This is a genomic window from Streptococcus oralis (assembly GCF_003943825.1).
Taxonomy (GTDB): Bacteria; Bacillota; Bacilli; order Lactobacillales; family Streptococcaceae; genus Streptococcus; species Streptococcus oralis_CD.
On sequence record NZ_RJNJ01000009.1, the window covers coordinates 16,324 to 32,341 of the forward strand.

General features: G+C 44.3%; 12 protein-coding genes and 2 pseudogenes. 13 read left to right on the top strand and 1 reads right to left on the bottom strand.

The annotated features are described in order from the left end of the window. Nucleotides 1-3 precede the first annotated feature (3 nt). The 7 genes from comB (at nucleotide 4) to purH (ending at nucleotide 10,813) form a co-directional block, all read left to right on the top strand. On the top strand, nucleotides 4-1,353 hold the full coding sequence (gene comB, locus D8863_RS08140; protein ID WP_125441610.1) for a competence pheromone export protein ComB: 1,350 nt from the start codon (nucleotides 4-6) through the stop codon (nucleotides 1,351-1,353). A gap of 168 nt (nucleotides 1,354-1,521) precedes the next feature. Further along, complete coding sequence (purC, locus tag D8863_RS08145) at nucleotides 1,522-2,229, top strand: phosphoribosylaminoimidazolesuccinocarboxamide synthase (protein ID WP_000043286.1); 708 nt, start codon at nucleotides 1,522-1,524, stop codon at nucleotides 2,227-2,229. 56 nt (nucleotides 2,230-2,285) lie between these two features. Then, a complete protein-coding gene (locus D8863_RS08150; protein WP_125441611.1) occupies nucleotides 2,286-6,011 on the top strand; it encodes a phosphoribosylformylglycinamidine synthase in 3,726 nt (1,241 codons plus the stop codon). A gap of 12 nt (nucleotides 6,012-6,023) precedes the next feature. After that, nucleotides 6,024-7,466, top strand: coding sequence for an amidophosphoribosyltransferase (purF, locus tag D8863_RS08155; protein WP_125441612.1), 1,443 nt, complete (start codon nucleotides 6,024-6,026; stop codon nucleotides 7,464-7,466). A gap of 219 nt (nucleotides 7,467-7,685) precedes the next feature. Next, entirely contained in the window at nucleotides 7,686-8,708 is a 1,023-nt protein-coding gene (gene purM / locus D8863_RS08160; RefSeq protein ID WP_125441613.1) for a phosphoribosylformylglycinamidine cyclo-ligase, read from the top strand. After that, nucleotides 8,705-9,250, top strand: a complete 546-nt coding sequence (gene purN / locus D8863_RS08165) for a phosphoribosylglycinamide formyltransferase (RefSeq protein ID WP_125441614.1) — start codon at nucleotides 8,705-8,707, stop codon at nucleotides 9,248-9,250. The genes purM and purN overlap by 4 nt, the downstream gene beginning before the upstream one ends. Before the next feature lie 15 nt (nucleotides 9,251-9,265). Further along, nucleotides 9,266-10,813 carry a bifunctional phosphoribosylaminoimidazolecarboxamide formyltransferase/IMP cyclohydrolase gene (purH, locus tag D8863_RS08170; protein ID WP_125441615.1) on the top strand — a complete coding sequence of 516 codons (1,548 nt, stop codon included), beginning with the start codon at nucleotides 9,266-9,268 and terminating at the stop codon, nucleotides 10,811-10,813. Between the two features lie 156 nt (nucleotides 10,814-10,969). Here the strand turns inward: purH and D8863_RS08175 are convergent, their stop codons facing one another. After that, on the bottom strand, nucleotides 10,970-12,142 hold the full coding sequence (locus tag D8863_RS08175; RefSeq protein ID WP_084852961.1) for an AIPR family protein: 1,173 nt from the start codon (nucleotides 12,140-12,142) through the stop codon (nucleotides 10,970-10,972). 99 nt (nucleotides 12,143-12,241) lie between these two features. Between D8863_RS08175 and D8863_RS08180 the strand changes: the two genes are divergently transcribed. The 6 genes and pseudogenes from D8863_RS08180 (at nucleotide 12,242) to purK (ending at nucleotide 16,013) form a co-directional block, all read left to right on the top strand. Then, nucleotides 12,242-12,535, top strand: coding sequence for a helix-turn-helix domain-containing protein (locus D8863_RS08180; protein ID WP_260469768.1), 294 nt, complete (start codon nucleotides 12,242-12,244; stop codon nucleotides 12,533-12,535). 66 nt (nucleotides 12,536-12,601) lie between these two features. Next, nucleotides 12,602-12,670 (top strand): annotated as a pseudogene (locus tag D8863_RS11365) (IMP cyclohydrolase); the annotation flags it as partial. A 121-nt stretch (nucleotides 12,671-12,791) separates the two neighbouring features. Beyond that, a complete protein-coding gene (purD, locus tag D8863_RS08190) occupies nucleotides 12,792-14,057 on the top strand; it encodes a phosphoribosylamine--glycine ligase (protein WP_125441616.1) in 1,266 nt (421 codons plus the stop codon). Between the two features lie 286 nt (nucleotides 14,058-14,343). Then, nucleotides 14,344-14,436 (top strand): annotated as a pseudogene (locus D8863_RS11335) (phosphoribosylaminoimidazole carboxylase); the annotation flags it as partial. 28 nt (nucleotides 14,437-14,464) lie between these two features. Continuing rightward, nucleotides 14,465-14,953 carry a 5-(carboxyamino)imidazole ribonucleotide mutase gene (gene purE, locus D8863_RS08195; protein ID WP_000805604.1) on the top strand — a complete coding sequence of 163 codons (489 nt, stop codon included), beginning with the start codon at nucleotides 14,465-14,467 and terminating at the stop codon, nucleotides 14,951-14,953. Continuing rightward, nucleotides 14,940-16,013, top strand: coding sequence for a 5-(carboxyamino)imidazole ribonucleotide synthase (gene purK, locus D8863_RS08200; protein ID WP_260469769.1), 1,074 nt, complete (start codon nucleotides 14,940-14,942; stop codon nucleotides 16,011-16,013). Before purE ends, purK begins: the two co-directional genes overlap by 14 nt. Nucleotides 16,014-16,018: the final 5 nt, after the last annotated feature.

Consider the following 16,018-nt stretch of genomic DNA (forward strand, 5'->3'; position numbering starts at 1 on the left):
AAGATGAAACCAGAATTTTTAGAAAGTGCGGAGTTTTATAATCGTCGTTATCATAATTTTTCCAGTCGGGTGATTTTACCTATGTCACTTCTGCTCGTGTTTTTACTAGGATTTGCAGTTTTTGCAGAGAAGGAGATTAGTTTGTCTACCAGAGCGACTGTCGAACCTAGTCGGATCATTGCCAATATCCAGTCGACTAGCAACCAACGCATTGTGGGCAACTATCTGGAAGAAAACAAGTTGGTTAAGCAAGGAGATCTGCTCGTTCAGTACCAGCAAGGGGCGGAGGCTGTCCAGGTTGAGGCATATGCCAGTCAATTGGAGATGTTAAAGGATCAAAAAAAGCAGTTGGGGTATTTGCAATCCAGTTTGAAAGAGGGGAGTGATCAATTTCCAGAAGCAGATAAGTTTGGTTATCAGGAGATGTTTCGAGACTATCTCAGCCAAGCTAGTAGTCTTAGAAGTAATGTTTCTCAGCAAAATGCCAGCATCTCCTCTCAAAATGCGGCAGCAAGTCAGAGCCAGGCCGAGATTGGCAATCTTATCAGCCAAACAGAGGAAAAAATACGAGACTACAAAACAGCCAAGTCAGCGATTGAAAAGGGAGATCAACTAGATAGTCAGAATCCAGCCTACTCTTTTTACCAGACCTATAAAAATCAAGGTGAAGAAGATCCGCACGCTAAATCGCAAGTTATTGCGCAAGTGGATGCTCAAATCACCCAGCTAGAGTCTAGTTTAGCTACTTATCGTGTGCAGTATGCGGGATCTGGGGCTCAGCAGGCCCACGCAACGGGACTGGATAGTCAGCTGGAATCGCTCAAGTCTCAGCACTTAGTCAAAGTTGGCCAGGAATTAACTCTTCTAGATCAGAAAATTTTGGAGGCAGAATCGGGTAAGAAGGTACAGGGAGGTCTCCTAGATAAGGGAAAGATTACAGCAAGTGAGGATGGGGTGCTTCACCTCAATCCTGAGACTAGTGAATCTACCATGGTCGCAGAAGGAACCCTGCTAGCCCAACTCTACCCATCCTTGGAAAAAGAAGGGAAAACCAAACTCACAGCTTATCTCAGTTCAAAAGATGTTGCTAGAGTCAAGATTGGGGACTCTGTTCGTTATACTACGACTAATGATGCCAAGAATCAAATTTTCCTGGATTCCACGATTACAAGTATTGATGCGACAGCTACAAAGACTGAACAAGGAAATTTCTTTAAAATTGAGGCGGAGACTAATTTAACTTCGGAGCAGGCTGAAAAACTTCGCTATGGTTTAGAAGGCCGCCTGCAGATGATTACGGGAAAGAAAAGCTATCTCCGTTATTTTTGGGATCAATTTTTGAATAAAGGGTAATATTCGTGTTTTTCAGAGGATAAATGATTTTAAAACTGTAAGAAGAGTTCATCTTGCAGTTTTTCTTTACGCTTAAAACAGAAAAACGTTATTTATTCGTAAAAACCTTGAATTTTTCATGCTTTTGTGGTAGAATGTGCTCAAGTAAAACGAAAGGCGAACTTTAAAATGTCAAAACAACTGATCTATTCGGGAAAAGCCAAGGATATCTATACAACAGAGGATGAAAATCTTATTATTTCGACTTATAAGGACCAGGCGACTGCTTTCAATGGTGTCAAGAAGGAGCAGATTGCGGGTAAGGGAGTGTTGAATAATCAGATTTCATCTTTTATTTTTGAGAAATTAAATGCGGCTGGTGTGGCGACTCACTTTGTGGAAAAACTTTCAGACACGGAACAGCTCAATAAAAAGGTGGAGATTATTCCTTTGGAAGTTGTGCTCCGCAACTACACGGCTGGTTCCTTTTCAAAACGTTTTGGGGTGGAAGAAGGTATCGCATTTGAGACTCCAATTGTAGAATTTTACTATAAAAATGATGATTTGGATGACCCCTTTATCAATGACGAGCATGTGAAATTCCTTAAAATTGCGGATGACCAGCAGATTGCTTACTTGAAAGAAGAAACCCGTCGTATCAATGAGCTCTTGAAAGCTTGGTTTGCTGAGATTGGTCTTAAGTTAATCGATTTTAAACTGGAATTTGGTTTTGATAAGGATGGCAAGATTATCTTGGCAGACGAATTTTCACCAGATAACTGCCGACTTTGGGACGCTGACGGTAACCACATGGATAAGGATGTTTTCCGTAGAGGTCTAGGTGAACTAACAGACGTTTACGAGATTGTTTGGGAAAAGTTGCAAGGTTTAAAATAACACCTTCAAGGTCATTGGGGAACATTGCAAGAGCTGAAATAAAGGAATAAGAATTGATGAATAAACGTATTTTTGTTGAAAAAAAGGCTGATTTTCAGGTTAAGTCAGAGAGTTTGGTGAGAGAGCTCCAGCACAACTTGGGACTTTCAACCTTGAAAAGTATCCGTATCGTGCAAGTTTATGATGTTTTTGACTTGTCAGAGGACTTGTTTGCGCCTGCCGAGAAGCATATCTTCTCTGAGCAGGTGACAGACCATGTCTTGGATGAATCGGCTGTGCAGGCTGATCTTGTCAATTATGCTTTCTTTGCCATTGAAAGCCTGCCAGGACAGTTTGACCAGCGTGCAGCTTCTTCACAGGAAGCCTTGCTTTTACTGGGAAGTACGAGTGATGTGACGGTCAACACAGCTCAACTTTACTTGGTCAATAAAGATATTGATGCGACTGAGTTGGAAGCGGTCAAGAACTACCTGCTCAATCCAGTGGATTCTCGTTTCAAGGACATCACGACAGGGATTGCCAAGCAGGAATTTTCAGAGTCGGACAAGACCATTCCTAAATTGACTTTCTTTGAAAGTTATACGGCAGAAGACTTTGCTCGCTACAAGGCCGAGCAAGGGATGGCCATGGAAGTGGACGATTTGCTCTTTATCCAAGACTATTTCAAGTCAATCGGGCGCGTGCCAACTGAGACTGAGCTCAAGGTCTTGGATACCTACTGGTCTGACCACTGCCGTCACACGACTTTTGAGACTGAGTTGAAACACATTGATTTCTCAGCTTCTAAATTCCAAAAGCAATTGCAAGCGACTTATGACAAGTATATTGCCATGCGTGAGGAACTAGGTCGGTCTGAAAAACCACAAACCTTGATGGACATGGCGACTATTTTCGGTCGTTATGAGCGTGCTAATGGACGTTTGGACGACATGGAAGTGTCTGATGAAATAAACGCCTGCTCAGTAGAAATCGAAGTGGACGTTGATGGTATCAAGGAACCATGGCTCCTCATGTTCAAGAATGAAACTCACAACCACCCAACGGAAATTGAACCATTTGGTGGGGCTGCTACCTGTATCGGTGGAGCCATTCGTGACCCATTGTCAGGGCGTTCCTACGTTTATCAAGCCATGCGTATCTCAGGTGCTGGTGATATTACAGCGCCGATTTCAGAAACTCGTGCTGGTAAATTGCCACAACAGGTCATTTCTAAAACAGCGGCTCACGGTTATTCTTCGTATGGTAACCAGATTGGTCTTGCGACGACCTACGTTCGTGAGTACTTCCACCCAGGCTTTGTAGCCAAACGCATGGAGCTTGGTGCCGTTGTCGGTGCTGCTCCTAAGGAAAATGTTGTTCGTGAAAAACCGGAAGCTGGTGACGTGATTATCTTGCTCGGTGGTAAGACTGGACGTGACGGTGTCGGTGGTGCGACAGGGTCTTCTAAGGTTCAAACAGTTGAGTCTGTAGAGACTGCTGGTGCTGAGGTTCAAAAAGGGAATGCCATCGAAGAACGCAAGATTCAACGACTTTTTCGTAATGGTGATGTCACTCGTCTCATCAAGAAATCCAACGACTTTGGTGCTGGTGGTGTCTGTGTAGCCATCGGTGAATTGGCAGACGGTCTTGAAATCGACCTCAACAAGGTGCCTCTTAAATACCAGGGCTTGAATGGTACCGAAATTGCCATCTCTGAATCTCAAGAACGGATGGCTGTGGTGGTTCGTCCTGAGGATGTGGATGCCTTCGTTGCTGAATGTAACAAAGAGAATATTGATGCTGTTGTGGTGGCGACAGTGACTGAAAAACCAAATCTAGTCATGCACTGGAATGGTGAAACCATCGTGGACTTGGAACGTCGTTTCCTTGATACAAACGGTGTGCGCGTAGTCGTTGATGCCAAGGTTGTGGACAAGGATGCCAAACTCCCAGAAGAACGTACAACAAGCGTTGATACACTTGAAGCAGATACCCTTGCGGTTCTATCTGATCTCAACCATGCGAGTCAAAAAGGATTGCAAACCATCTTTGACTGTTCGGTCGGTCGTTCAACGGTTAATCACCCACTTGGTGGTCGCTACCAACTCACACCAAGTGAAGCATCTGTGCAGAAATTGCCAGTTCAACACGGTGTGACTCATACTGCGTCTGTTATGGCCCAAGGATTCAACCCATATGTGGCAGAATGGTCTCCATATCATGGCGCTGCCTATGCGGTTATCGAAGCAACTGCTCGTTTGGTGGCTGCTGGTGCAAACTGGTCCAAGGCTCGTTTCTCATACCAAGAATATTTCGAGCGGATGGACAAGCAAGCTGAGCGTTTTGGTCAACCAGTAGCAGCCCTTCTAGGCTCTATCGAAGCACAAATCCAACTTGGTTTGCCATCTATTGGTGGTAAGGACTCTATGTCAGGTACCTTTGAAGAATTGACAGTACCACCAACCTTGGTTGCCTTTGGGGTGACAACGGCAGATAGTCGTCAAGTTCTCTCTCCTGAGTTCAAGACTGCTGGTGAAAATATCTACTACATCCCAGGTCAAGCCCTTTCTGCTGATATTGACTTTGACTTGATCAAGTCTAACTTTGCCAAGTTCGAAGCCCTTCAAAAGGCTCACAAAGTGACATCTGCATCAGCTGTCAAATATGGTGGTGTCCTTGAAAGCTTGGCTCTGGCTACTTTTGGGAATCATATCGGTGCAGAGGTGACCTTGCCTGAACTTGAAAATTCTTTGACAGCTCAGCTAGGCGGATTTGTCTTCACATCTCCTGAAGAAATCATTGGAGTTGAGAAGATTGGTCAAACGAAAGCAGACTTTACACTGACTGTCAACGGTGTGAAGCTAGATGGACACAAACTTGACAGTGCCTTCCAAGGGAAACTGGAAGAAGTTTACCCAACAGAATTTGCCCAAGCCAAAGAACTGGCTGAAGTTCCAGCTGTCGCTTCTGACGCAGTCATCAAAGCCAAGGAAACTATTGAAAAACCTGTGGTTTACATTCCAGTCTTCCCAGGAACCAACTCAGAATATGACTCAGCCAAGGCCTTTGAAAAAGAAGGTGCAGAGGTTAACTTGGTGCCATTCGTGACCTTGAATGAAGAAGCCATTGTCAAGTCAGTTGAAACTATGGTTGACAATATCGGCAAGGCAAACATTCTCTTCTTTGCAGGCGGATTCTCCGCTGCGGATGAACCGGATGGGTCAGCTAAGTTTATTGTCAATATCCTTCTTAATGAAAAAGTGCGTGCAGCGATTGATAGCTTTATCGCTCGTGGTGGCTTGATTATCGGTATCTGTAATGGATTCCAAGCCCTCGTCAAATCAGGTCTTCTTCCATATGGTAACTTTGAAGATGCAAGTAGCACTAGTCCAACCCTCTTCTACAATGATGCCAACCAGCACGTAGCTAAGATGGTAGAAACGCGAATTGCCAATACCAACTCACCATGGTTGGCTGGTGTGCAAGTGGGCGATATCCACGCTATTCCTGTTTCGCACGGTGAAGGGAAGTTTGTCGTGACAGCTGAGGAATTTGCAGAGCTCCGTGACAATGGTCAAATCTTTAGCCAATACGTTGACTTTGAAGGCAAACCAAGTATGGACTCTAAGTACAATCCGAATGGTTCTGTAAATGCCATCGAAGGAATTACCAGCAAGAACGGCCAAATCATCGGTAAAATGGGACACTCAGAACGTTATGAAGAAGGTCTTTTCCAAAATATTCCAGGGAATAAAGACCAGCACCTGTTTGCGTCGGCTGTACGTTATTTCACAGGGAAATAAAAGGTATAAAAAATGACATACGAAGTAAAATCTCTTAATGAAGAATGTGGTGTTTTCGGTATCTGGGGACATCCAGATGCTGCTAAATTGACCTATTTTGGGCTCCACAGTCTTCAGCACCGTGGTCAGGAGGGGGCAGGAATCCTCTCCAATGATCAGGGGAAATTGAAGCGTCATCGTGATATGGGGCTTTTATCAGAAGTGTTCAGAAATCCTGCTAATTTGGATAAATTGACAGGAACGAGCGCGATTGGGCATGTGCGTTATGCGACTGCTGGCGAAGCTTCTGTGGATAACATTCAGCCCTTCCTCTTTCGCTTTCATGATATGCAGTTTGGACTTGCTCATAACGGAAACTTGACCAATGCCGAATCGCTCAAGCAAGAATTGGAACTAAGAGGAGCTATTTTCAGTTCAACTTCGGACTCGGAAATCTTGGCCCACCTCATTCGTCGGAGTCACAATCCGAACTTGATGGGCAAAATCAAAGAGGCGCTCAGCCTTGTCAAAGGTGGATTTGCTTATATCCTGCTGTTTGAGGACAAGTTGATTGCGGCGCTTGATCCTAATGGCTTCCGTCCACTTTCTATTGGGAAAATGGCAAACGGAGCGATGGTCGTTTCGTCAGAAACCTGTGCTTTTGAAGTCATTGGTGCCGAGTGGATTCGTGATGTGAAACCAGGAGAGATTGTAATCGTAGATGACAATGGGATTCAGTACGATAGCTATACGAATGATACCCAGTTGGCGATTTGCTCTATGGAGTATATCTACTTTGCCCGTCCTGACTCTAATATCCATGGTGTTAATGTCCATACAGCTCGCAAACGTATGGGGGCTCAATTAGCGCGTGAGTTCAAGCACGAAGCAGATATTGTGGTCGGTGTGCCAAATTCCTCGCTGAGCGCAGCTATGGGATTTGCAGAAGAATCAGGTCTGCCAAATGAAATGGGTCTCATCAAAAACCAATACACGCAACGTACCTTTATCCAACCGACTCAAGAATTGCGGGAGCAAGGGGTGCGGATGAAACTGTCTGCTGTTTCGGGTGTTGTCAAAGGCAAACGTGTGGTCATGATTGATGATTCCATTGTTCGCGGGACAACCTCCCGCCGTATCGTTCAGCTTTTGAAAGAAGCTGGTGCGTCCGAGGTTCACGTTGCTATTGGAAGTCCTGCACTAGCTTATCCATGCTTTTACGGGATTGATATCCAGACGCGTCAGGAGTTGATTGCGGCCAATCATACGGTCGAAGAGACTCGCCAAATCATTGGTGCGGATAGTCTGACCTATCTTTCGATTGATGGCTTGATTGATTCGATTGGTATTGAAACAGATGCGCCGAATGGTGGTCTCTGTGTCGCTTACTTTGACGGCGATTATCCAACACCTCTTTATGACTATGAGGAAGATTATCGTAGAAGTTTGGAAGAAAAGACCAGTTTTTACAAATAGGCGGATGAAGCCTCTCCATTAAAGGAAAGGAAGAGGAAAAAAGATGACAAATAAAAATGCTTATGCGCCACGTCTCGCTACTGACTAAAAGCTAAAGCATTTGTCAGTAGACGCTTTGCCCTATGGGACCAAAGCTAGAGCCCTGACTAGTATTTTTAGATAAAATAATTGTTTATCTAAAAATACGTCGCAATCTTCTCAAAGAAAAGGAAAAATAAAATGGCAAATAAAAATGCGTACGCCCAGTCGGGTGTAGATGTTGAAGCGGGTTATGAAGTTGTTGAGCGGATCAAAAAGCACGTGGCTCGCACGGAGCGTGCGGGTGTCATGGGAGCTCTTGGTGGTTTCGGTGGCATGTTTGATCTCTCAAAAACAGGTGTCAAAGAGCCCGTCTTGATTTCAGGGACTGACGGTGTCGGAACCAAGCTCATGCTGGCTATCAAGTACGACAAGCACGATACCATCGGGCAGGACTGTGTGGCCATGTGTGTTAATGACATCATCGCTGCAGGTGCGGAGCCTCTTTACTTCCTTGACTACGTCGCGACAGGGAAGAATGAACCAGCTAAACTAGAACAAGTCGTTGCTGGTGTGGCAGAAGGTTGTGTGCAGGCAGGCGCTGCTCTCATCGGTGGGGAAACGGCTGAAATGCCTGGTATGTATGGCGCAGATGACTACGATCTGGCTGGTTTTGCAGTCGGTGTGGCTGAAAAATCTCAAATAATAGACGGCTCAAAAGTAGCTGAAGGTGATGTTCTTCTCGGACTTGCCTCAAGTGGGATTCACTCAAATGGTTACTCCCTCGTTCGTCGTGTTTTTGCGGACTACACAGGTGAGGAAGTCTTGCCAGAATTGGAAGGCAAGAAACTCAAGGAAGTTCTTCTTGAGCCGACTCGTATCTATGTCAAAGCTGTCTTACCACTCATCAAAGAAGAGTTGGTCAACGGTATTGCCCACATCACAGGTGGCGGCTTTATCGAAAATGTTCCTCGTATGTTTGCGGCTGACCTAGCTGCGGAGATTGAAGAAGACAAGGTTCCAGTCCTTCCGATTTTCAAAGCTCTTGAAAAATACGGTAAAATAAAGCATGAAGAAATGTTTGAAATCTTCAATATGGGTGTGGGACTCATGCTGGCAGTTAGCCCTGAAAATGTAGGTCGCGTTAAAGAATTGCTGGATGAACCAGTCTATGAAATTGGTCGCATCGTCAAGAAAGAAAACGAAAGTGTCATCATCAAATGAAAAAAATAGCGGTTTTTGCCTCTGGTAACGGCTCAAATTTTCAGGTGATTGCTGAAGAATTTCCGGTGGAGTTTGTCTTTTCAGACCATCGAGACGCCTATGTGCTCGAGCGTGCAGACAAGCTCGGCGTTCTGTCCTATGCTTTTGAACTCAAGGAATTCGAGAACAAGGCGGACTACGAAGCAGCCCTTGTCGAACTCTTGGAAGAACACCAGATTGACTTGGTTTGCCTCGCCGGCTACATGAAAATCGTCGGCCCAACCTTATTGGCGGCTTATGAAGGTCGAATTATCAACATTCATCCAGCCTACCTGCCCGAATTTCCAGGAGCTCATGGAATTGAGGACGCTTGGAATGCTGGCGTAGACCTGTCTGGCGTGACCATTCACTGGGTGGACTCGGGTGTGGATACAGGCAAGGTCATCAAACAAGTACGCGTACCACGACTAGCTGATGATACCATCGAAAGCTTTGAAGCTCGCATTCATGAGGCTGAGTACAAGTTGTATCCAGAGGTTATTAGAGAATTGTTGGATAAGTAAATGAAAGGAAATAACATGATTAAACGCGCCTTAATTAGTGTCTCAGACAAAGCGGGCATTGTTGAATTTGCTCAAGAACTCAAAAAACTTGGTTGGGACATTATCTCGACAGGTGGGACAAAGGTTACCCTTGATAATGCTGGGGTGGAGACCATTGCAATTGATGATGTGACGGGCTTCCCAGAAATGATGGACGGTCGTGTCAAGACCCTTCACCCAAATATCCACGGTGGCCTCTTGGCTCGTCGTGATTTGGATAGCCATCTTCAAGCGGCTAAGGACAATAATATCGAATTGATTGACCTTGTTGTAGTCAACCTTTATCCTTTCAAGGAAACGATTCTCAAACCAGATGTGACCTACGCTGACGCAGTTGAAAACATCGATATCGGTGGGCCATCCATGCTTCGTTCAGCAGCGAAAAACCACGCCAGCGTAACGGTTGTGGTAGATCCTGCTGACTATGCAGTGGTGCTTGATGAGTTGTCAGCCAATGGTGAAACTAATTATGAAACTCGCCAACGTTTAGCAGCCAAGGTTTTCCGTCACACAGCAGCTTATGATGCCTTGATTGCAGAATATTTCACAGCTCAAGTGGGTGAAACAAAACCAGAAAAGCTCACTTTGACCTATGACCTCAAACAAGCCATGCGCTATGGGGAAAATCCTCAGCAGGACGCTGACTTCTACCAAAAAGCTTTGCCGACTGACTATTCGATTGCATCAGCGAAACAGCTCAACGGCAAGGAATTGTCATTTAACAATATCCGTGATGCGGATGCTGCTATCCGTATCATCCGTGACTTCAAAGACCGTCCAACCGTTGTGGCTCTCAAACACATGAACCCATGTGGAATCGGTCAGGCTGATGACATCGAGACTGCTTGGGACTACGCTTATGAGTCTGACCCAGTGTCTATCTTTGGTGGTATCGTTGTTCTTAACCGTGAGGTGGATGCTGCAACAGCTGAGAAGATGCATGGTGTATTCCTCGAGATCATCATTGCACCAAGCTATACGGATGAAGCGCTAGCTATTTTGACCAATAAAAAGAAAAACTTGCGTATCCTTGCCTTGCCATTTGACGCTCAAGAGGCTAGTGAAGTGGAAGCAGAATACACAGGCGTGGTCGGTGGGCTTCTGGTGCAAAACCAAGACGTGGTAAAAGAAAGCCCAGCTGATTGGCAAGTCGTTACCAAACGCCAACCAACAGAAACTGAAGCGACTGCCCTTGAGTTCGCTTGGAAAGCTATCAAGTACGTCAAATCAAACGGTATCATCGTAACCAACGACCATATGACACTCGGTGTTGGCCCAGGGCAAACCAACCGAGTGGCTTCTGTTCGCATCGCCATTGATCAAGCTAAAGACCGTCTTGATGGTGCTGTTCTTGCTTCAGATGCCTTCTTCCCATTTGCGGATAACGTGGAAGAAATCGCCAAAGCAGGTATCAAAGCTATCATCCAACCAGGTGGATCTGTCCGTGACCAAGAATCTATCGAAGCAGCGGATAAATACGGCTTGACCATGGTCTTTACAGGCGTGAGACATTTTAGACATTAAGATTTTATTCATTTTTCGTTAAATTTATTTTATCGTATACCAGTATTAATGATAAAAATTTTTAAAATATAGAAAAAGCACTCAAGTCAAAGTTGAGTGCTTTTTTGATAGTTTAAGTTACACAAACTATGCAGATTCTTCTATAGAAAATTTATCCTAATTTCTTTCATTCAAAAGCTTGTCTAACAGCAAATCTTTTCTAACACTGTCAACGATTCTATAATTAGCTTGCCATAGTGTTTTGCTTTTTCCAACTTGTTGAGGGTTAGTATCTGTGTCGAAAGTATTTTGTACCAGTCTTGTTCCAGCGATTTTCCATACATCTTTAGGATCGAATTCCCAACTGATTTTTCCATCGGACTCTCTAAGTAATGCTCTAAAGGCACCGAAAATAGGCATCAAAAAACCAGTAGAGATATTGTAATTGATAGATTGTTCAGTGAAGTCGGTATAATAACTTCCAGATCCCTCTACTCCACGAATTCTTCCGAATGCTGCATTCTTTCCTTCAGAATTTTTATATTCTTGGTATTTGTTAGGAAGTTCCTTTTGAATTAGCTCATAAAGATCAACTAGGTCAGGAAGAAAAGGTGCTAATTTTTCATAGATATTATTGTCTGTTCCGAATTCCTTTTGGTAATCTTTGAATACTGCTTGTTTTCCAGAATATGCAGATACTGGTGCAGTACTATCGTCTGGAAAACGTTTAATATTGAAAGTAAACATCAAACGAATTAATTCAGCAATTGGAATTCTTTTATTCTCGTTATCTTTATAAGCAATCTCTGAGGCGTATTGCTCATTTGACAACGAGTCTTTAATTAGATCAAACTTATCATCTAGTTCAAATAATGCGATATCACTAACTTGAGCAGAAGTGTTTCGTGCATCAGCTATACGTGAAACTGTCAATTGTTCACCGACAATAATTTCAAGCTTGACAAATTTATCTAGTCCGGAGTGAATCTGATCTCTATTATCTATAATCGCTTTGTATGTATGACCACCATCCAGGATTCCGTAATTTTGAGGATCATCTCCTAAATCTAAAGATACCAAGTTTTGATTGGGTGTGAATTTGAATTGTTTAGCAACAATTACTATTCCCCGATTATTGATATCGAAATCAGTGTCAGGCGACTTGACAGCATTAATTAACGATTTGGCAACTGCTGTAGTCATTTTAGGTTGTCTCGGATTGACTTCCATCGGTAAGTTGGAAGGGAGATCTCTAAAGTTGAGATATACAAAATAGGTAGTGACACCTTTTTGTGAGGGGGATTCGATAGTTCGAACGGCGCTAGCCTTAAAATTAAATGTTGAGCTCATAGTAAGCCTCCTAAAAATTTATTCAGCAAGTTGATTTTTCAATTGCTATACTAGTATTATATCTTTTTTTTAAAAAAAATAAAGGAACCTAGGTTCTTTTTGTGTTATAATAAAAATATGACTTTGAGAAAAAATGAAACACAACACAGAGAAATAGGAAATTTAATAAGAAAACACAGAGCGAGCTTAACAGACTTACCAAAATCTAGACAGGGATTTATAGATGATCGTAGCCAAAAATTTTTTGATTGCGATGATTGGATTAGTGAAAAAACGCTATGTAACTACGAAAATGGTAAAAATATTCCATCGTTAGAAAATATTCGTAACCTATCTATTGCTTTAGAAATTGATGAGCTTGAACTTGTTAAAGAAATATTGGACTTGCTTTAATCAATTTCTATTTCAACTTAGATTTAAGAAACCTTTCTATATTAAAAAATTAATTTGTAAACATAATCCATCGAAGCTGCGGATAAATATGGCTTGACCATGGTCTTCACAGGCGTGAGACATTTTAGACATTAAGAAAATAAAAGGGAAGAAAACAGTTTCTTCCCTTTTTTGCGTAAAAACGCGGAGCAAAACAAGATTAAAACGAACGTTTGTGTTATAATATTAGTAAATAATTCGCAAAAGAGGTTGTAAGATGAAGCTGTTAGTTGTCGGTTCGGGTGGTCGTGAACATGCGATTGCTAAGAAGTTGCTTGAGTCAAAAGACGTTGAAAAAGTCTTTGTAGCTCCTGGAAATGACGGAATGACTCTGGATGGCCTGGAATTGGTGAATATCTCTATTTCCGAACATTCTAAGTTGATTGACTTTGCAAGGAGCAACGATATCTCTTGGACCTTCATCGGGCCAGATGATGCCCTTGCTGCTGGAATTGTGGATGATTTTAATCAAGCTGGTCTCAAGGCCTTTGGTCCGACTAGGGCTGCAGCGGAGCTGGAGTGGTCCAAGGATTTTGCTAAGGAAATCATGGTCAAATATGACGTTCCGACAGCAGCCTATGGCACATTTTCAGATTTCGAGGAGGCCAAGGTTTATATCGAGGAGAAAGGCGCTCCTATCGTTGTCAAGGCGGATGGATTGGCGCTCGGGAAAGGTGTCGTCGTTGCGGAGACGGTTGAGCAAGCGGTCGAAGCCGCTCACGAGATGCTTTTGGACAACAAGTTCGGTGACTCGGGGGCGCGAGTGGTCATCGAGGAATTCCTTGACGGAGAAGAGTTCTCTCTCTTTGCCTTTGTCAATGGGGACAAGTTCTACATCATGCCAACGGCTCAGGACCATAAACGTGCCTATGATGGCGACAAGGGCCCTAACACGGGTGGTATGGGAGCTTATGCGCCAGTTCCTCACTTGCCACAGAGCGTAGTTGATACGGCGGTTGAGACTATTGTCAAGCCAGTTCTTGAAGGAATGATCAAAGAAGGTCGTCCTTATCTTGGTGTCCTTTACGCAGGGCTTATCTTGACAGTAGACGGACCTAAGGTTATCGAGTTCAACGCTCGGTTCGGAGATCCAGAAACTCAGATTATCTTGCCTCGTCTGACCTCCGATTTTGCACAAAATATCACGGATATCCTCGATAGCAAGGAGCCAAACATCACTTGGACGGACAAGGGTGTGACTCTCGGCGTGGTTGTCGCGTCAAACGGCTACCCGCTAGACTATGAAAAAGGTGTTGAATTGCCAGAAAAAACTGAGGGAGATATCATCACCTACTATGCCGGAGCTAAGTTTTCGGAAAATAGCAGAGCACTGCTCTCAAACGGCGGACGTGTCTATATGCTGGTCACCACAGCAGACACCGTCAAAGAAGCCAAAAACACCATCTACGGCGAACTCAACAAACAAAACACAGAAGGCCTCTTTTACCGAACAGATATCGGAAGCAAGGCCATAAAAGATTAACAGACATATTTGCCATGGCGAGCGAAAGCGAGCCACTATAGAATAATCGTCGCAGTAGTGGAACTCCTAGTAGCTTTGCTACTAGGAGCGGAAAACTGGAGACCTAGGCTCCAGTTTTAGTAATGGAACGCCACAAGCGTTCGCTTACGTCCGCACTACATTAGACGATTATTAAAAAGAAAAATAAAAATTCACAAAATACGTTAATGGTCGTATGGTTTGCGAGCATTAGCGAGCTAATATAGAGCAATCACCGCCGTTGTGAAAGAAGGCTTGGCTTTGTTAGCCAAGCCTTCAGGGAAATCGGAAGACCTTGGGCTTCCGATTTAGGCATGAGACACCTTTGGTGGCTGCTGCCGTCCCTCACAACCTAAGGTGATTGTTGAAAGGAAGAAAAAGGAGAAGAAATGAAACCAGTAATTTCCATTATTATGGGCTCAAAATCCGACTGGGCAACCATGCAAAAAACAGCAGAAGTCCTGGACCGCTTCGGTGTAGCCTACGAAAAGAAAGTTGTATCTGCCCACCGTACACCAGACCTCATGTTCAAACATGCGGAGGAAGCTCGTAGCCGTGGTATCAAGGTCATTATCGCAGGTGCAGGTGGCGCAGCCCATTTGCCAGGAATGGTTGCTGCTAAAACAACCCTTCCAGTCATTGGTGTGCCCGTCAAATCTCGTGCCCTTAGTGGCGTGGATTCGCTCTACTCTATCGTACAGATGCCGGGTGGCGTGCCTGTTGCGACTATGGCTATCGGTGAAGCAGGAGCGACCAATGCGGCCCTCTTTGCCCTCCGTCTCCTCTCAGTAGAAGATCAGGCTATCGCGACAGCATTGGCAGATTTTGCAGAAGAACAAGGGAAAATCGCAGAGGAGTCTACAAATGAGCTCATCTAAAACAATCGGAATTATCGGTGGCGGTCAGCTGGGGCAGATGATGGCCATTTCTGCTATCTACATGGGGCACAAGGTCATCGCGCTGGATCCTGCGGCGGATTGCCCAGCTTCTCGTGTGGCAGAAATCATCGTGGCTCCCTATAACGATGTGGATGCTCTCCGTCAGTTGGCTGAGAGTTGCGATGTCCTGACCTATGAGTTTGAAAATGTCGATGCCAACGGTTTGGATGCTGTTATCAAGGATGGGCAACTCCCTCAAGGAACGGACTTGCTCCGCATTTCTCAAAATCGTATCTTTGAAAAGGACTTTCTTTCCAGCAAGGCACAAGTCACTGTGGCCCCTTACAAGGTTGTGACTTCAAGCCAAGATTTGGCAGATATTGACCTATCGAAAAACTATGTCCTCAAGACTGCTACAGGTGGCTACGATGGGCATGGACAAAAGGTTATTCGTTCGGAAGAAGACTTGGAAGAAGCCCGTGCACTAGCCGACTCAGCAGACTGCGTCTTGGAAGAATTCGTCAACTTTGACCTTGAGATTTCTGTCATCGTATCAGGAAATGGCAAGGACGTGACGGTTTTCCCAGTTCAGGAAAATATCCACCACAACAACATTCTTTCGAAAACCATTGTGCCTGCTCGCATTTCAGAAAGTATAGCAGATAAGGCAAAAGCCATGGCAGTGAGAATCGCAGAACAGCTCAGCTTATCTGGAACCCTTTGCGTGGAAATGTTTGCGACGGCCGATGACATCATCGTCAACGAAATTGCGCCACGTCCACACAACTCAGGGCACTACTCAATCGAAGCCTGTGATTTTTCGCAGTTTGACACCCATATTTTGGGTGTTCTCGGAGCACCGTTGCCAGAAATAAAATTATATGCTCCAGCTATCATGCTCAACGTGCTCGGCCAACACGTCGAGACTGCTGAAAAATATGTCGCAGAAAATCCAAGCGCCCACCTTCACATGTATGGTAAAATAGAAGCGAAGCACAATCGCAAGATGGGACATGTGACTTTATTTAGTAGTGAACCAGATGAGGTTAAGGAGTTTTAATCTAA